Here is a 16,257-nt window from a genome sequence, read left to right as displayed (position 1 = left end):
GCCGGGGTGGTGATCACCACTCGATCCCCCGCTGGCCCTTCTGCCCGGCGTCCATCGGGTGCTTGACCTTGGTCATCTCGACCACCAGGTCGGCCGCCTCGACCAGCCGCGGGTGCGCCCGGCGGCCGGTGATGACGACGTGCTGGAACCCGGGGCGCGCGGCGAGCGTGGCCACGACGTCCTCGACATCCACCCAGCCCCAGTCGATCACGTAGGTGAACTCGTCGAGCACCAGCAGGCCGTAGGTCTGGGCGGCGAGGTCGGCCTTGATCCGCTCCCAGCCCTCGGCGGCGGCCGCGGCGTGGTCGTCCAGCGGGCCGCGCTGCGTCCACGACCAGCCGGAACCCATCTTGAACCAGTCCACCGGCGCGCCCTCGCCGGTCTGTTCGTGCAGCCGGCCCAGCGCCCGCAGCGCGTTCTCCTCGCCGACCTTCCACTTGGCGCTCTTGACGAACTGGAACACGCCGATCGGCCAGCCCTGGTTCCAGCCGCGCAGCGCCAGCCCGAAGGCGGCCGTCGACTTCCCTTTCATGTCGCCGGTGTGGACGATCACCAGCGGCCGGTTGCGCCGCGCCCGGGTCGTGAGCCCGTCGTCGGGAACGCTCGTGACCTTTCCCTGCGGGGCCATCAGGCGGCGTCCCGCAACGCGCGGACGGTGGCGGCGAGACCGGCGCCCGTGGCGGCGCCGTCCGGTCCCGCGGCCACTGGTCGGCTCCTTCTTCCGCCGGGGGTGTCGGGCCCGGCGTGAGGCGCGGCGCCGGGCGCGGTCAGGTCGGCGAGCGTGAGCAGCGGGGCGCCGAGCCCGGCGGCGAGCGCGCCGGCGAGCCCGAGGCGGACCCGGCCCGTCTCGCAGTCGACGACGACCGCGGCGACGCCGGAGCGGGCGAGCAGCTGGGCGGCCGGGCCGGGCGCGGGGCCGGCGGTGTGCCGGCCGTCGGTCAGCACGACGAGCAGCGCCCGGCGGCTCGGGTCGCGCAGCCGTTCCCGGGCGAGGGTGCGATGCGCGAGCAGTAGGCCCTCGGCCAGCGGCGTACGCCCGCCGGCCGGCAGGTCCGCCAGGCGCGCCGCCGCGACATCCACCGACGACGTCGGCGGGAGCGCCAGCTGCGCGGCCTCGCCACGGAACGTCACCAGGCCGATCTTGTCGCGGCGCTGGTAGGCGTCGAGCAGGAGCGACAGCACGGCCGCCTTGACCGCGGCCATCCGCGACCGCGCCGCCATCGAGCCCGAGGCGTCGACGGCGAACAGCACCAGGTTGCCCTCGCGGCCTTCCCGCCTGGCCTGGCGCAGGTCGGCGGGGCTGAGCCTCAGGCCCGGGCCGCTGCGGCCGCGCGCGGCCTGGTGCGGCGCCGCCGCGAGCAGCGTCGCGACGACATGCGGGTCGCGCAGCCGGCCGGCCGGCACCTGCGCGCCCACCACCGCGCCCGCGCCCGTGACCGCGCGTGACCGTCGCCCGGGGACACCCCGGCCCACGCCGGGCACCTCAAGCCGGCGGGCGCGGAACGTGGCCGACGGCGCGACGACGCTCTCCGGCGCCGCCGTGCCCACCGGCGCCGAGGCGGCCTGGTCGGCGGAGGGCCGCCCGGCGGGGCCGTCGCCCGCGGACGCTTCGCCGGCCGCGGGGGCGCCGCTTCCGGGACCGCCCCCGCCGGGGCCGGGATCCGGGTCGCCGTCCACGCCGTCCACGCCGTCCGCGCCGGCCTGGCCGTCGGGCCCGGCTGGCGCGCCCGCGTCCGGGCCGAGGTCCGCGTCGCCGCCGGGGCTCGCGTCATCCCGGTCGCCAACTTCAAGATCGTCAACGTCGGGGCCGTCGCGGTCCGGGTCCTCGTCGTCGAGGCTCTGGCGGGCCGCGTCCAGCGCGGCGTCGAGCTGGCCCGGGTCCAGGCCGGGCGCGTCGAAGGGGTTACGGCGGCGGCGGTGCGGCAGCGCGAGCGCGGCGGCGGCCCGGACATCCATCTCGGTGACCTCGGCGCGACCTTCCCAGGCGGCATGCGCGAGCGCGGCCCGGGCGGTGACCAGGTCCGCGCGCAGCCCGTCGACCTCGAACGCGGCGCAGACCGCCGCGATCCGGGTCAGCTCACGATCGGGCAGCCGGACGGCCGGCAACGCCGCGCGGGCGGCCGCGATCCGCGCCGACAGCTCCAGCTCGACCGCCGCATAGCCAGCCGCGAATGCCTCAGGGGCAGCGTCGAACGCCAGCCGTCGGCGGACCACCTCGGCCCGGGCCGCCGTCTCCCGCGGTGCCGCGACCTGCACGGTCAGTCCGAAGCGGTCGAGCAGCTGCGGCCGAAGCTCGCCCTCCTCCGGGTTCATCGTGCCGACGAGTACGAACCGGGCGTCGTGCCGCACCGACACGCCGTCGCGCTCGACATGCGCGACACCGAGCGCGGCCGCGTCGAGCAGCAGGTCGACGAGATGGTCGTGCAGCAGGTTGACCTCGTCGACGTAGAGCACGCCGCGGTGCGCGGCGGCGAGCAGGCCCGGCTCGAACGAGACGACCCCGGAGGTCAGCGCCCGCTCGATGTCCAGCGAGCCCACCAGCCGGTCCTCGGTCGTGCCCACCGGCAGCTCACACAGCCGGGTCGGCCGGGTGACGGCGCGCGCCGACGCGTGCGGGCCGTCCGGGCAGTCGGCCACGGGGCGCTCCGGGTCGCAGGCGAACCGGCAGCCGGCCACCACCGCCACCGGCGGCAGCACCGCCGCGAGGGCACGCACCGCCGTCGACTTGGCCGTGCCCTTCTCACCCCGGACGAGCACGCCGCCGATCTCGGGAGAGATCGCGTTCAGGACCAGCGCGAGCCGGAGGTCGTCCATGCCGACGATCGCGCTGAAGGGGAACAGGGACACGCACCCACCTCGCACCGGCAGGTGTCCGCGCCTGCCACCCGTACGGGCCCGGGAACTGTTGCCCACGGGCGGGCGGCCGAGGTGTTCTGGCTCACCGCGCGGTGCCAGCCGCGGCTCACAGTGGCGGGACCGCCCCGGCCTTGGCGCCGCGCGCCGCACCGGAGTTCCCCTCATGTCGCCTGGCAGGCATGGTGCCATGGGAGGGCTGCCCCGGGATAGTGACGACCAACACCCCATGGAACCGCTTACCGCCATCAACGCGACGGCGCGAGCTGAGGACATGCACAATCGCCCCTGTGCCAGCCAGCCCCCCGCCCGCCGCGACCGGGCCCGCCGCCGAGCCCGCCCGAGCCGCCGACGTCGGCGTGACCGTCGGCGCGACCTTCGATGTGACCGTCGTCGGGATCGGTGAGGACGGCTGGGACGGGCTCGGCCAGCCGGCCAGGGAGGCCCTCGCCATCGCCGATGTCGTGCTCGGCGGCCCACGCCAGCTCGCACTCGTCGCCGGGCGGGTACGCGCGGGCGAGGCGTGGCCCCGTGACCTGGCCGCCGCGGCCGCGGCCCTGCCCGAGACCCACGCGGGGCGCAGGGTCGCCGTGCTGGCCAGCGGCGACCCGATGCACTACGGCGTCGGGTGGACGCTCGTACGGGCACTCGGCGCCGAGCATGTGCGGGTGCTGTCCGCGCCGTCGTCGATCTCGCTGGCCTGCGCGCGGCTCGGCTGGCCGGTCGAGGAGGTGTCCGTCGTCAGCGCGGTCGGCCGGCCCTACGCGGCCGTCAGCCCCGAGCTGCGCCCCGGCGCCCGGGTGCTCGTCCTCACCGGCGACGAGGACGGCGCCGCCCAGGTCGGCCGCCTGGTGGCCGAACGCGGCCTCGACGCCGAGCTCACCGTGCTGGAACGGCTCGGTGGCCCGCGGGAACGGGTGAGCACCCACCCCGCCGGCGCCGCGCCGCCGCCACACGACCGGCTCACCATCGTCGCGGTCCGCTGCGGGCCGAACCCCGCGGCCGACGCGCGGGCGATGGCCGCCCGGGTGCCAGGGCTGCCCGATGACGCATTCGCCACCGATGGTGTGCTCACCAAGCAGGAGGTCCGCGCGGTCACCCTGGCCGCGCTCGCGCCGGCACCCGGCGAGCTGCTCTGGGACGTCGGCGCCGGCAGCGGCGGCATCACGACGGAATGGCTGCGCGCCGACCGCCGGTGCCGGGCGGTGGCCATCGAGCCGCGAGCCGACCGCGCCGCCCATCTCCGCGCGAACGCCGAGCGCCTCGCCGGCGCCGTCGAGCGGCCCGCCGGCCGCGCCCAGACCTCCCGGATCGCTGACCTCCCAGAAGACCTCCCAGCAGACCTGCCAGCAGACCTCCCAGATCGGCTTCGCCGATCCGGCAGGGACCCCGGGCTTCGCCGATCCGGCAGGGACCCCGGGCTCCGCCGATCCGGCGGGAACCCTGCCGCCGATCCGGCAGGGACCCCGGCGGCACCGGACACGTTGCGCGTCGTCGAGGGCCGCGCGCCGGGCGCGCTCGCCGGCCTGCCGACGCCGGACGCCGTGTTCGTCGGCGGCGGTGCCAGCGCCCCGGGCGTGATCGAGACCTGCCTTGCGGCCCTGCCGCCCGGGGGCCGCCTCGTCGCCAACGCGGTCACGATAGAGACGGAGGCGCTGCTCGCCGGCTGGCACCGCCGCGCCGGCGGCCGGCTGCGCCGGATCGCGATCTCCCATGCCGAGCCGGTCGGCTCGTTCACGGCCTTCCGCCCCGCCCTCCCGGTCACCCAGTGGGTCCACACCAAGGGAGCGACGCGATGACCGTCCACTTCATCGGCGCGGGACCCGGCGCCGCCGACCTGATCACGCTGCGCGCCCGGGACCTGATCGCGGCGTCCCCCGTCTGCCTGTACGCGGGCAGCCTGGTCGACCCGGCGGTGCTCGCGCACTGCCCTCCCGACGCGCGGCTCGTCGACACCGCTCGGCTGACCCTCGACGAGATCGTCGGCCACCTCCTCTACGCGCACGCGGCCGGTCTCGACGTCGCCCGGCTGTGCAGCGGCGACCCGTCGGTGTTCAGCGCCGTCGCCGAGCAGACGCGCCGTCTCGACGCCGCCGGCGTCCCCTACGACGTGTGCCCTGGAGTGTCGGCGTACGCGGCCGCCGCCGCCGAGCTGCGCCGCGAGCTGACCGTGCCGGGCGTCGCCCAGAGCGTCGTGCTGACCCGCACCAGCGAGAACGCCTCCGCCATGCCCGCCGGGGAGACGCTCGCCGCCCTCGGCGCCGCCCGGGCGACCATGGTGATCCACCTGTCCGTGCAGCGGATCGAGGCGGTGGTCGCGGACCTGCTGCCGGTGTACGGCGCCGACACCCCGGTCGCCGTCGTCGCCTGGGCGTCCCGGCCGGACCAGGTCGTGCTGCGCGGCCGCCTGGCCGACATCGCCGCGGCCGTGCGAGCCGCCGGGGTCCGCCGGGCGGCGGTCATCATCGTCGGCGACGCGCTGGCGGCGGGCGGCTTCCGCGACAGCCATCTGTACTCGGTGGAGCGGGACCGCTCGTGCGTGTCCTGATCCTCGGCGGCACGCGCGAGGCCCGCGACCTCGCCGCCGCGCTCGTCGACGCCGCGCTCATAGACGAACTGAGCTTCACGGTCACGACGTCGCTCGCGGGGCGGGTGAGCGACCCCGCGCTGCCCGCGGGCGAGACCGTGATCGGCGGCTTCGGCGGGGTCGCGGGCCTGCGCGCGTTCCTGCGCACCCGCGGGATCGACGTCGTCGTCGACGCGACGCACCCGTTCGCCGCGACGATGTCCGCGCACGCCGTCGCCGCGTGCGCGAGCACGAGCGTCGACGAGGAACCAGGCGGGCAGGCGGCGGCACCGGAGCCCGCACCGGCCCGGGCACACAGTCCCCTCGCCCAACCCAGTCCAGCCGAGCCCGGCCCAGCCGAGGGCAGCGCCGCACCCGGCCCAACCGGGCCCGGCCCAACCAAGGGCAGCACCGGCGAGGGCAGCCCCAGCGGGGACCGCCAGCACGAGGACGGCTACGGCGGGGATCGCCCGCGCGAGGGTGGCGCCGTGCCCCTGCTCCGGCTCGCCCGGCCCGGCTGGACCCGCCGCCCCGGCGACGACTGGCATCGCGTGCCCCATCTCGCGGCGGCCGCGGAGCGGGCCAGGGCGCTGTGCCCGCCCGGCTCGGCCGTCTTCGTCACCACCGGGCGCCGCCAACTCGCGCCCTTCGCGGCCGATCCCGACCGCCACTACGTGATCAGGGCCGTCGACCCCCCCGCCGATCTCCTGCCGACCCGGCACACCGTCCTGCTGGACCGCGGCCCGTACACGATCGACGGCGAGACCCGGCTGCTGCGCGACCACCGAATTCGGGTGCTCGTCACCAAGGACAGCGGCGGCGACCTCACAGTGGCGAAGCTGGATGCCGCCCGAGCGCTCGGTCTGCCAGTCGTCATGGTCGACCGGCCAACTGTGACCGGCCCGGTCCCACCCACCTGGCCCAACGTGGACGGCGTCCTTGCCGCGCTGCGTGAGCTCGCCTCAGCGGTCGCCTAGAAGTCCCCGGCGGCCTGGCGCATCTCGTTGAGCAGGCCGACGAGGGTGTCGATGCCGCCGTCGGGCAGGCCGGGCTCCGCGAAGACGGTGTCGTTGAGCTTCTCGGTGGCGGCGAGTGCGGTCGCCCGGCCCTCGTCGGTGATCTCGGCGAGGATCGCGCGCCGGTCGGTCGGGTGTGGTGTGCGGCGCACGTGGCCGCGCGTCTCGAGCCGGTCGACGGCGCTGGTGACGCTCGTCGGGTGGACCTGCAGGCGGACCCCGATCCGATTGAGTGGGAGCGAACCGCTGCGGCTGAACAACAGCAGCATCAGCACCTCGTAGCGGGCGAACGTCAGCTCGAACGGCCGCAGCACCTCGTCGACACGGGCCAGCACAATCTGCTGGGCACGCATCAGCGAGGTGACGGCGGCCATCCCGTCGGCGGCCTCCGCCCATCCGTGCGCGGACCACTGCCGTCGCGCCTCGGCGATCGGGTCGAAGGGGAGGGGCTTGCGCGGCGGCACGATACTGCGCTCCGGCGGGTGCTGGCGTCGACGGGGGCCACCGTCGACGCGGGTCTCGGCCTGTGGTCACGGTAGGTGGTGTTCATTGCATCCCACGTCCGGACGTCAAGGCAAAACGGCGCCACCGCGCGCGGCGCGGCTGACGCCACACCTTACCCACCAGTACCACCGTACCTACCCACCGGTATCACCCGCCGCGCCCGCCAGCCCCCGTCACCCTGGGAGGTCTGGACGCGTCAGCGGTCTTCGAGGCGCTTAGACGTTGCGGCGGTACTGGCCGCCGACCTCGAAGAACCCCTCGGTGATCTGGCCGAGCGAACACACGCGGACGGCATCCATCAGCGCCGCGAAGGTGTTGCCGCCGGAGGCCGCGACATCGCGCAGCCGGCGCAGCGTCTCCTGGGCCTCGTCGCGGTGCCGGTTGTGGAAGTCCGCGAGCCGGTCGAGCTGGGACTTCTTCTCGGCCTCCGTGGCTCGGGCGAGTTCCAGGGCGGTGGCGGTGTCGTCCGAGTTGTCTGGGGCGAGGAAGGTGTTGACTCCGACGATGGGGAGCGAGCCGTCGTGCTTCCGGTGCTCGTAGAGCATCGACTCGTCCTGGATGCGACCGCGCTGGTAGCCGGTCTCCATCGCGCCGAGCACGCCGCCACGCTCGGAGATTCGCTCGAACTCCGCGAGGACCGCCTCCTCGACGAGGTCGGTGAGCTCCTCGATGATGTATGACCCCTGCAACGGGTTCTCGTTGCCGGCCAGGCCCCACTCCTTGTCGATGATCATCTGGATGGCCAGCGCGCGGCGGACGGACTGCTCGGTCGGCGTCGTCACGGCCTCGTCATAGGCGTTGGTGTGCAGGCTGTTGCAGTTGTCGTAGATCGCGCACAGAGCCTGCAGCGTCGTCCGGATGTCGTTGAAGTTCATCTCCTGCGCGTGCAGGGACCGGCCGGAAGTCTGGACGTGGTACTTCAGCTTCTGCGAGCGCTCGCTGGCCCCGTACTTCTCGCGCATCGCGACGGCCCAGATCCGCCGGGCAACCCGGCCGATCACGTTGTACTCGGCGTCCATGCCGTTGGAGAAGAAGAACGACAGGTTCGGTGCGAAGTCGTCGATCTTCATGCCTCGGGCGAGGTATGTCTCGACGTAGGTGAAGCCGTTGGTGAGCGTGAACGCGAGCTGGCTGATCGGGTTGGCCCCGGCTTCGGCGATGTGGTAGCCGGAAATCGAGACCGAGTAGAAGTTGCGGACCGCGTTCTGGATGAACCATTCCTGCACGTCCGCCATGCAGCGCAGCGCGAACTCGGTGGAGAAGATACAGGTGTTCTGGCCTTGGTCCTCTTTGAGGATGTCGGCCTGCACGGTGCCCCGCACGGTCGACAGCGCCTCGGCCCGGATCACCGCGGCCTCGTCGGCCGACGGCTCTCGGTCGTTCTCGGCCGTGAATCTCGCCAGTTGCTGGTCGATCGCGGTGTTCAGAAACATCGCGAGGATCGCGGGCGCCGGGCCGTTGATCGTCATTGAAACGCTCGTCGTCGGCGCGCAAAGATCGAAGCCGTCGTAGAGCGCCTTCATGTCGTCGAGGGTCGCGATCGAGACGCCCGAAGTGCCGACCTTGCCATAGATGTCCGGCCGCGTCTCCGGATCCCGGCCGTAGAGCGTGACGGAGTCGAAGGCGGTCGACAGCCGGGTCGCGGCCGCGCCCGCCGATAGGAAGTGGAACCGGCGGTTGGTCCGGAACGCGTCGCCCTCGCCGGCGAACATCCGGGCCGGCGCCTCACCGGCCCGCTTGAACGGGAAGACGCCGGCGGTGAACGGGAACAGCCCCGGCAGATTCTCTCGACGCAGGAACCGCACCAGGCGGCCATCGTCGTCGATCTTCGGGACCGCCACGCGGGGGATCTTGGTGCCCGACAGCGTCGTCCGGGTCAGCGGCGTGCGGATCTCGTTGTCCCGCACCCGGTAGACCATCTCGTCACCGGCGCGCTCGGCGACGAGCGCCGGCCACGACTCGATCAGCTTGCGGGTTTCGGGATCGAGCGCGGCGTCGGCCTCCTCACGCAGGGCGACAACAGCGGCCGTCGCCGAGGTAGGCGCATCGACCCGGGCGATGGAACGGGCCTCAGCGCCCTCGAGTGCCTCCAGTGTGGTGGTGACGTGCTGCCGCAGGCGGGCGGTCTCGGCCTGCTGTTCGGTCCTGGCGTGGTAGTTGCGGACGCTCTCGGCGACCTCGGCGAGGTAGCGGACCCGCGCCGGCGGAACAACGGTCGTCAGGCCACTGGAGGCGCGCACAGTGACGCCGGGCAGCCTTCCCGGAGCAAGGGCCAAGCCGTGCCCGCCAAGCAGCCTCTTCAGTTCCTGGTAGAGCCCAGTGACGCCATCGTCGTTGAATCGGGCCGCCGAGGTGCCGAAGACCGGCATCTCGTCCCATGAAGTGCCAAACGCCTCGCGGTTGCGGACCAGCTGACGGGCGACATCGCGGCGAGCATCCTCGGCACCACGCCGTTCGAACTTGTTGATGGCGACGACGTCAGCGAAGTCCAGCATGTCGATCTTCTCGAGCTGGGACGCGGCGCCGTACTCCGGCGTCATCACATAGAGGGAGACATCGCAGTACGGCACGATCGCCGCATCTCCCTGCCCAATGCCCGGGGTCTCGACGATGACGAGGTCAAAGCCGGCGGCCTTGGTCGCGGCGATGATCTCGGACAGATGTCCGGGGACCTCCGCGCCGGCGGTCCTGGTGGCCAGCGAACGGAAGTAGACCGGGCCGCCGGGGGCGGTGTCGCCGAGGGAGTTCATCCGGATTCGGTCGCCAAGCAGCGCGCCACCGCCACGGCGACGGCTCGGGTCGACGGCGATCACCGCGATCCGCAGCTTGTCCTCCTGATCGAGGCGAAGCCTGCGGATCAGTTCGTCGGTGAGCGACGACTTGCCGGAGCCACCGGTGCCGGTGATACCGAGCACGGGAACTGTGCGGCCGGCAGCGGCCGACTGCACGGCCTCCGCGATTTCGGGGGAACGGCCGGCCTCCAGGACGGAGATCGTCCGAGCCAGCGCCGTCTCATCGCCCGCGAGCAACGCGTCGAGAGAGGAATGTTCGGCCGCGAGGTCGCGGTCGCTCTCCTGAAGAGTGAGGTTGATCATCGCCGGGAGGCCGAGCCGCTGCCCGTCCGCCGGCGAGAAGATCCTGGCGACTCCACGCGCGTGCAGCAGCTCGATCTCTTCCGGGACGATGACTCCGCCGCCGCCGCCGTAGACCCGGATGTGGCCGGCGCCCCGCTCACGAAGCCGCTCGACGAGGTAGCTGAAGTACTCGACGTGTCCACCCTGGTAGGAGGACACGAAGACGGCGTTGACGTCCTCCTGGACCGCGGCTGTCACCACCTGCTCGACGCCGCGGTCGTGGCCAAGGTGGATCACCTCAGCGCCCTGCGCCTGCAGCAAGCGCCGCATGATGTTGATCGCGGCGTCGTGCCCGTCGAACAGCGAGCCGGCGGTGACAGCCCGGAACGGGTAGACAGGCGCGTGGAGGGCTGAGGTTGCGCTCATCGCATGCACTCCTGAGAGACGGCCCCATGCCGGGCCGGGTGGCGACGTAGCTTGGCCTACCAATAGTAGGACGTCCATCTATTGGGTGCCAGTGGACCGACGGTCGTCCTACCGACTGTGACGCGGTCGATCCCGCCGCGACGCCGACCTGACGCAGGTTCCCGTGACCGTGAACTCAGGCGATCCGGATGCCCACGTCGGTTGGGCCCGTGGGCGCAGGTCGCCGGGCGGGCTGGTCGGGGTGGGCCGGGTGGTGTGTCGGGGCCGGGTCTGGAGGTGTGTGGGCCGGTGGCCGGCGGTGTGGTCGCGGGTGTGGGGGGTGTGGATATGCGGAAGGCCCGTCGTCCGCGCCAGAGTGTTCTCTGGGGACGACGGGCCTTCCGTCAATGATTGTTCGGCGGTGACCTACTCTCCCACCCGGCCTCCCGAGCAGTACCATCGGCGCTGGAGAACTTAGCTTCCGGGTTCGGAATGGGACCGGGCGTACCCTCTCCGCCAAAACCACCGAAACACTATCGAGTTATCGACACCACTCCCCCCACGGCGAGTGGGGGGTGGTCTGCCGTTCCTCGGGAACCGCACAGTGGACGCGTAGCATCTTTGTAGGACAAGCCCTCGGCCTATTAGTACCAGTCAGCTCCACACATTGCTGTGCTTCCACATCTGGCCTATCAACCCGATCATCTCTCGGGGGCCTTACCAGGTTAACCCTGTGGGAGACCTCATCTCGAAGCGAGCTTCCCGCTTAGATGCTTTCAGCGGTTATCCCTTCCGAACGTAGCCAACCAGCCATGCCCCTGGCGGGACAACTGGCACACCAGAGGTTCGTCCGTCCCGGTCCTCTCGTACTAGGGACAGCCCTTCTCAAGACTCCTACGCGCGCGGCGGATAGGGACCGAACTGTCTCACGACGTTCTAAACCCAGCTCGCGTACCGCTTTAATGGGCGAACAGCCCAACCCTTGGGACCTACTCCAGCCCCAGGATGCGACGAGCCGACATCGAGGTGCCAAACCTTGCCGTCGATATGGACTCTTGGGCAAGATCAGCCTGTTATCCCCGGGGTACCTTTTATCCGTTGAGCGACGGCGCTTCCACAAGCCACCGCCGGATCACTAGTCCCTGCTTTCGCACCTGCTCGACCCGTCGGTCTCACAGTCAAGCTCCCTTGTGCACTTGCACTCGACACCTGATTGCCAACCAGGCTGAGGGAACCTTTGGGCGCCTCCGTTACTCTTTAGGAGGCAACCGCCCCAGTTAAACTACCCACCTGACACTGTCCCTGATCCGGATCACGGACCCAGGTTAGACATCCAGCACGACCAGAGTGGTATTTCAACAGTGACTCCCCTGAAACTGGCGTCTCAGGTTCACAGTCTCCCACCTATCCTACACAAGCCGGACCGAACACCAATATCAAGCTGCAGTAAAGGTCCCGGGGTCTTTCCGTCCTGCCGCGCGTAACGAGCATCTTTACTCGTAGTGCAATTTCGCCGAGTCTGTGGTCGAGACAGCAGGAAAGTCGTTACGCCATTCGTGCAGGTCGGAACTTACCCGACAAGGAATTTCGCTACCTTAGGATGGTTATAGTTACCACCGCCGTTTACTGGCGCTTAAGTTCTGAGCCTCGCCCCGAAGAGCTAACCCGTCCCCTTAACGTTCCAGCACCGGGCAGGCGTCACTCCGTATACATCGCCTTACGGCTTCGCACGGAGCTGTGTTTTTAGTAAACAGTCGCTTTCCCCTGGTCTCTGCGGCCCCCACCAGCTCAGACAGCATGTGTCATCACCGGTAGTGGCCCCCCTTCTCCCGAAGTTACGGGGGCATTTTGCCGAGTTCCTTAACCACAGTTCACTCGATCGCCTCGGTATTCTCTACCTGACCACCTGTGTCGGTTTCGGGTACGGGCGGCCCTGGCACTCGCTAGAGGCTTTTCTCGACAGCATGGGATCATCCACTTCGCCACAATCGGCTCGGCATCACGTCTCAGACACATGCCAGGCGGATTTGCCTACCTGACGTCCTACACGCTTACCCCGGGACAACCACCGCCCGGGATGGACTACCCTCCTGCGTCACCCCATCGCTTACCTACTACCCACCAAGATCCCCACCACCGAGGCAACCCGAAGGCCACCACGACAGAAGGTTAGTACAGCAGGGTTCGGTACTGGCGCACCAGCGCCGGTACGGGAATATCAACCCGTTATCCATCGACTACGCCTGTCGGCCTCGCCTTAGGCCCCGACTCACCCTGGGCGGACGAACCTGCCCCAGGAACCCTTGGTCATCCGGCGGACGGGATTCTCACCCGTCATTCGCTACTCATGCCTGCATTCTCACTCGCGTGGCATCCACGGCTGGGTCACCCCGCCGCTTCACACGCCACACGACGCTCCCCTACCCACCCACACACCTGAACCACCCCCAAAGGAGACAGTTAGGCAAACATGTGAGTGCCGCAGCTTCGGCGGTACGCTTGAGCCCCGCTACATTATCGGCGCGGAATCACTTGACCAGTGAGCTATTACGCACTCTTTCAAGGATGGCTGCTTCTAAGCCAACCTCCTGGTTGTCTGTGCGACTCCACATCCTTTTCCACTTAGCGTACGCTTAGGGGCCTTAGCTGGCGATCTGGGCTGTTTCCCTCTCGACTACGAACCTTATCGCCCGCAGTCTCACTGCCGCGCTTCACTTACCGGCATTCGGAGTTTGGCTGAGTTCAGTAAGCTTGTAGGCCCCCTAGCCCATCCAGTGCTCTACCTCCGGCAAGAAACACACGACGCTGCACCTAAATGCATTTCGGGGAGAACCAGCTATCACCGGGTTTGATTGGCCTTTCACCCCTACCCACAGCTCATCCCCCAGTTTTTCAACACTGGTGGGTTCGGTCCTCCACACGGTCTTACCCGCGCTTCAACCTGGCCATGGGTAGATCACCCGGCTTCGGGTCTTAGACATGCGACTGAAACGCCCTGTTAGGACTCGCTTTCGCTACGGCTACCCCACACGGGTTAACCTCGCCACACACCGCAAACTCGCAGGCTCATTCTTCAAAAGGCACGCCGTCACCAGACCGAAGCCCAGCTCCGACGGATTGTAGGCACACGGTTTCAGGTACTATTTCACTCCCCTCCCGGGGTACTTTTCACCTTTCCCTCACGGTACTAGTCCGCTATCGGTCACCAGGGAGTATTTAGGCTTAGCGGGTGGTCCCGCCAGATTCACACGGAATTTCACGGGCTCCGTGCTACTTGGGATACAACTCGGGAGGCGCCATGTTTTCGTCTACGGGGCTGTTACCCGCTACGGCGACCCATTCGCATGGTCTTCGACTAACACGACGCTTTATAACTCCCTGACAGTTCGGCAGAACCATCCGAGCCGTCCCACGACCCCTGTTCCGCAACGCCTGCCGGCTATCACACGAAACAGGTTTAGCCTAGATCCGTTTTCGCTCACCACTACTCACGGAATCACGGTTGTTTTCTCTTCCTGCGGGTAATGAGATGTTTCACTTCCCCGCGTTCCCTCCACACACCCTATGAGTTCAGGTGCGGGTGACAGGACTTAGCATCCTGCCGGGTTCCCCCATTCGGAAATCCTCGGATCACAGCTCGGTTGACAGCTCCCCGAGGCATATCGCAGCCTCCCACGTCCTTCATCGGCTCCTGGTGCCAAGGCATCCACCGTGCGCCCTTAATAACTTGGCCACAAAGATGCTCGCGTCCACTGTGCAGTTCTCAAAGAACGGACGACCCCAACCCCACACCCAGACCGCCACCCCACCCGGGGCCGATGTCTGGAAGGACTGGTCCGTACCGCAGCCAACCCCCGAACCCCCCCCACAAGAGGAAGGACCCGGGGGTCGATGGCCACCGAAGAAACGATTTCCGCTCCCTCAGGACCCAACAGCGCACCACACGAAACCGCCTCCCCACCAGCCGGCACGTTCCACCCCCACCCCGAAGGACAGGGAGTACTAGCCACCACCTGGCCGCAGGACGGCCTCTGAAGTCAGCATTCCACGCCACTGAGCTAACCAGCCCGGCATGCACAGCCAGGAACCGGCCCCGCGGACAAACCACGGGATGCTCCTTAGAAAGGAGGTGATCCAGCCGCACCTTCCGGTACGGCTACCTTGTTACGACTTCGTCCTAATCGCCGGTCCCACCTTCGACGGCTCCCTCCACAAGGGTTAGGCCACCGGCTTCGGGTGTTACCGACTTTCATGACGTGACGGGCGGTGTGTACAAGGCCCGGGAACGTATTCACCGCAGCAATGCTGATCTGCGATTACTAGCGACTCCGACTTCACGGGGTCGAGTTGCAGACCCCGATCCGAACTGAGACCGGCTTTTTGGGATTCGCTCCACCTCGCGGTATCGCAGCCCATTGTACCGGCCATTGTAGCATGTGTGCAGCCCAGGACGTAAGGGGCATGATGACTTGACGTCGTCCCCACCTTCCTCCGAGTTGACCCCGGCAGTCTCCTATGAGTCCCCGACATAACTCGCTGGCAACATAGGACAAGGGTTGCGCTCGTTGCGGGACTTAACCCAACATCTCACGACACGAGCTGACGACAGCCATGCACCACCTGTACGGGACCCCTAAGGACCCACCATCTCTGATGGATTTCCCCGCATGTCAAGCCCTGGTAAGGTTCTTCGCGTTGCATCGAATTAAGCCACATGCTCCGCCGCTTGTGCGGGCCCCCGTCAATTCCTTTGAGTTTTAGCCTTGCGGCCGTACTCCCCAGGCGGGGCGCTTAATGCGTTAGCTGCGGCACGGAGGCCGTGGAAGGTCCCCCACACCTAGCGCCCAACGTTTACGGCGTGGACTACCAGGGTATCTAATCCTGTTCGCTCCCCACGCTTTCGCTCCTTAGCGTCAGTTCCGGCCCAGAGACCCGCCTTCGCCACCGGTGTTCCTCCTGATATCTGCGCATTTCACCGCTACACCAGGAATTCCAGTCTCCCCTACCGGACTCTAGCCTGCCCGTATCGACTGCAGGCCCGGGGTTGAGCCCCGGGTTTTCACAGCCGACGCGACAGGCCGCCTACGAGCTCTTTACGCCCAATAATTCCGGACAACGCTTGCACCCTACGTATTACCGCGGCTGCTGGCACGTAGTTGGCCGGTGCTTCTTCTGCAGGTACCGTCACTTGCGCTTCGTCCCTGCTGAAAGAGGTTTACAACCCGAAGGCCGTCATCCCTCACGCGGCGTCGCTGCGTCAGGCTTTCGCCCATTGCGCAATATTCCCCACTGCTGCCTCCCGTAGGAGTCTGGGCCGTGTCTCAGTCCCAGTGTGGCCGATCGCCCTCTCAGGCCGGCTACCCGTCGTCGCCTTGGTGGGCCACTACCCCACCAACAAGCTGATAGGCCGCGGGCCCATCCCAAGCCAATAAATCTTTCCACACCACCAGATGCCCGAAGGTGTGAATATCCGGCATTAGCCCCGGTTTCCCGGAGTTATTCCAGAGCCTGGGGCAGGTTGCCCACGTGTTACTCACCCGTTCGCCGCTGACCCGAAGGTCCGCTCGACTTGCATGTGTTAAGCACGCCGCCAGCGTTCGTCCTGAGCCAGGATCAAACTCTCCATCGATGCTCTAAAACTCCCTCGATGGGAGAAACCCCGACAAAATATGGACACAGATCCGTAGATCGTCCATCAAATGCCAAAGGAACCTTACAAACCCCCACAGACAACACCAGCACCAGACCATCCAGGCCCGACACCAGCACCACCCGCGGAACGGGGTCAAAATATGGCACTGACTTCTATGGCACGCTGTTGAGTTCTCAAGGAGCGGAC

General features: G+C 68.7%; 7 protein-coding genes and 3 rRNA genes. 3 read left to right on the top strand and 7 right to left on the bottom strand.

The window, feature by feature from the left end:
- Positions 1–13: 13 nt before the first annotated feature.
- Complete coding sequence (cobO, locus tag QOZ89_RS42735) at positions 14–628, bottom strand: cob(I)yrinic acid a,c-diamide adenosyltransferase (RefSeq protein ID WP_071050659.1); 615 nt, start codon at positions 626–628, stop codon at positions 14–16.
- Positions 628–2,847, bottom strand: a complete 2,220-nt coding sequence (locus QOZ89_RS42730) for a VWA domain-containing protein (RefSeq protein ID WP_071050660.1) — start codon at positions 2,845–2,847, stop codon at positions 628–630. The genes cobO and QOZ89_RS42730 overlap by 1 nt, the downstream gene beginning before the upstream one ends.
- Positions 2,848–3,143: 296 nt before the next feature.
- On the opposite strand from QOZ89_RS42730, the gene cbiE reads away from it, so the two are divergent.
- From cbiE to QOZ89_RS42715, 3 genes are read left to right on the top strand one after another with little or no spacing between them, the layout of a single operon-like run.
- Positions 3,144–4,652 (top strand): precorrin-6y C5,15-methyltransferase (decarboxylating) subunit CbiE, encoded by a 1,509-nt coding sequence (gene cbiE / locus QOZ89_RS42725; RefSeq protein ID WP_241841953.1) that lies wholly within the window; start codon positions 3,144–3,146, stop codon positions 4,650–4,652.
- Positions 4,649–5,401: a precorrin-4 C(11)-methyltransferase gene (gene cobM / locus QOZ89_RS42720; protein WP_071050661.1), complete on the top strand. Its 753-nt coding sequence runs from the start codon at positions 4,649–4,651 to the stop codon at positions 5,399–5,401. The genes cbiE and cobM overlap by 4 nt, the downstream gene beginning before the upstream one ends.
- The gene (locus tag QOZ89_RS42715; RefSeq protein WP_083419115.1) at positions 5,389–6,396 is read left to right on the top strand and encodes a precorrin-6A/cobalt-precorrin-6A reductase; all 1,008 of its coding nucleotides are present in this window, start codon (positions 5,389–5,391) and stop codon (positions 6,394–6,396) included. Before cobM ends, QOZ89_RS42715 begins: the two co-directional genes overlap by 13 nt.
- Here QOZ89_RS42715 and QOZ89_RS42710 read toward each other — a convergent pair.
- From QOZ89_RS42710 to QOZ89_RS42690, 5 genes are all read right to left on the bottom strand, one after another.
- Positions 6,393–6,899 (bottom strand): MarR family winged helix-turn-helix transcriptional regulator, encoded by a 507-nt coding sequence (locus QOZ89_RS42710; protein WP_071050662.1) that lies wholly within the window; start codon positions 6,897–6,899, stop codon positions 6,393–6,395. The two genes, QOZ89_RS42715 and QOZ89_RS42710, sit on opposite strands and share 4 nt — an antisense overlap.
- Positions 6,900–7,154: 255 nt before the next feature.
- Positions 7,155–10,439, bottom strand: coding sequence for a fused isobutyryl-CoA mutase/GTPase IcmF (gene icmF, locus QOZ89_RS42705; protein WP_071050663.1), 3,285 nt, complete (start codon positions 10,437–10,439; stop codon positions 7,155–7,157).
- A gap of 392 nt (positions 10,440–10,831) precedes the next feature.
- Positions 10,832–10,948: ribosomal RNA gene (gene rrf / locus QOZ89_RS42700) — 5S ribosomal RNA — on the bottom strand.
- Positions 10,949–11,042: 94 nt separating this feature from the next.
- A 23S ribosomal RNA gene (locus QOZ89_RS42695) occupies positions 11,043–14,151 on the bottom strand.
- 389 nt (positions 14,152–14,540) lie between these two features.
- Positions 14,541–16,047, bottom strand: a 16S ribosomal RNA gene (locus QOZ89_RS42690).
- Together the 16S, 23S and 5S rRNA genes form the textbook arrangement of a ribosomal RNA operon.
- Positions 16,048–16,257 lie beyond the last annotated feature (210 nt).

This window comes from Pseudofrankia coriaricola, assembly GCF_032027725.1.
Taxonomy (GTDB): Bacteria; Actinomycetota; Actinomycetes; order Frankiales; family Frankiaceae; genus Pseudofrankia.
The sequence above is the reverse complement of the archived record's forward strand: the minus strand, read 5'-3'. Positions and strand labels throughout refer to the sequence as shown.

Coding starts and splice junctions, on each gene's coding strand:
- icmF (WP_071050663.1), bottom strand. CDS start 10,439: ATGAGCGCAACCTCAGCCCTCCACGCGCCTGTCTACCCGTTCCGGGCT.
- cobO (WP_071050659.1), bottom strand. CDS start 628: ATGGCCCCGCAGGGAAAGGTCACGAGCGTTCCCGACGACGGGCTCACG.
- cobM (WP_071050661.1), top strand. CDS start 4,649: ATGACCGTCCACTTCATCGGCGCGGGACCCGGCGCCGCCGACCTGATC.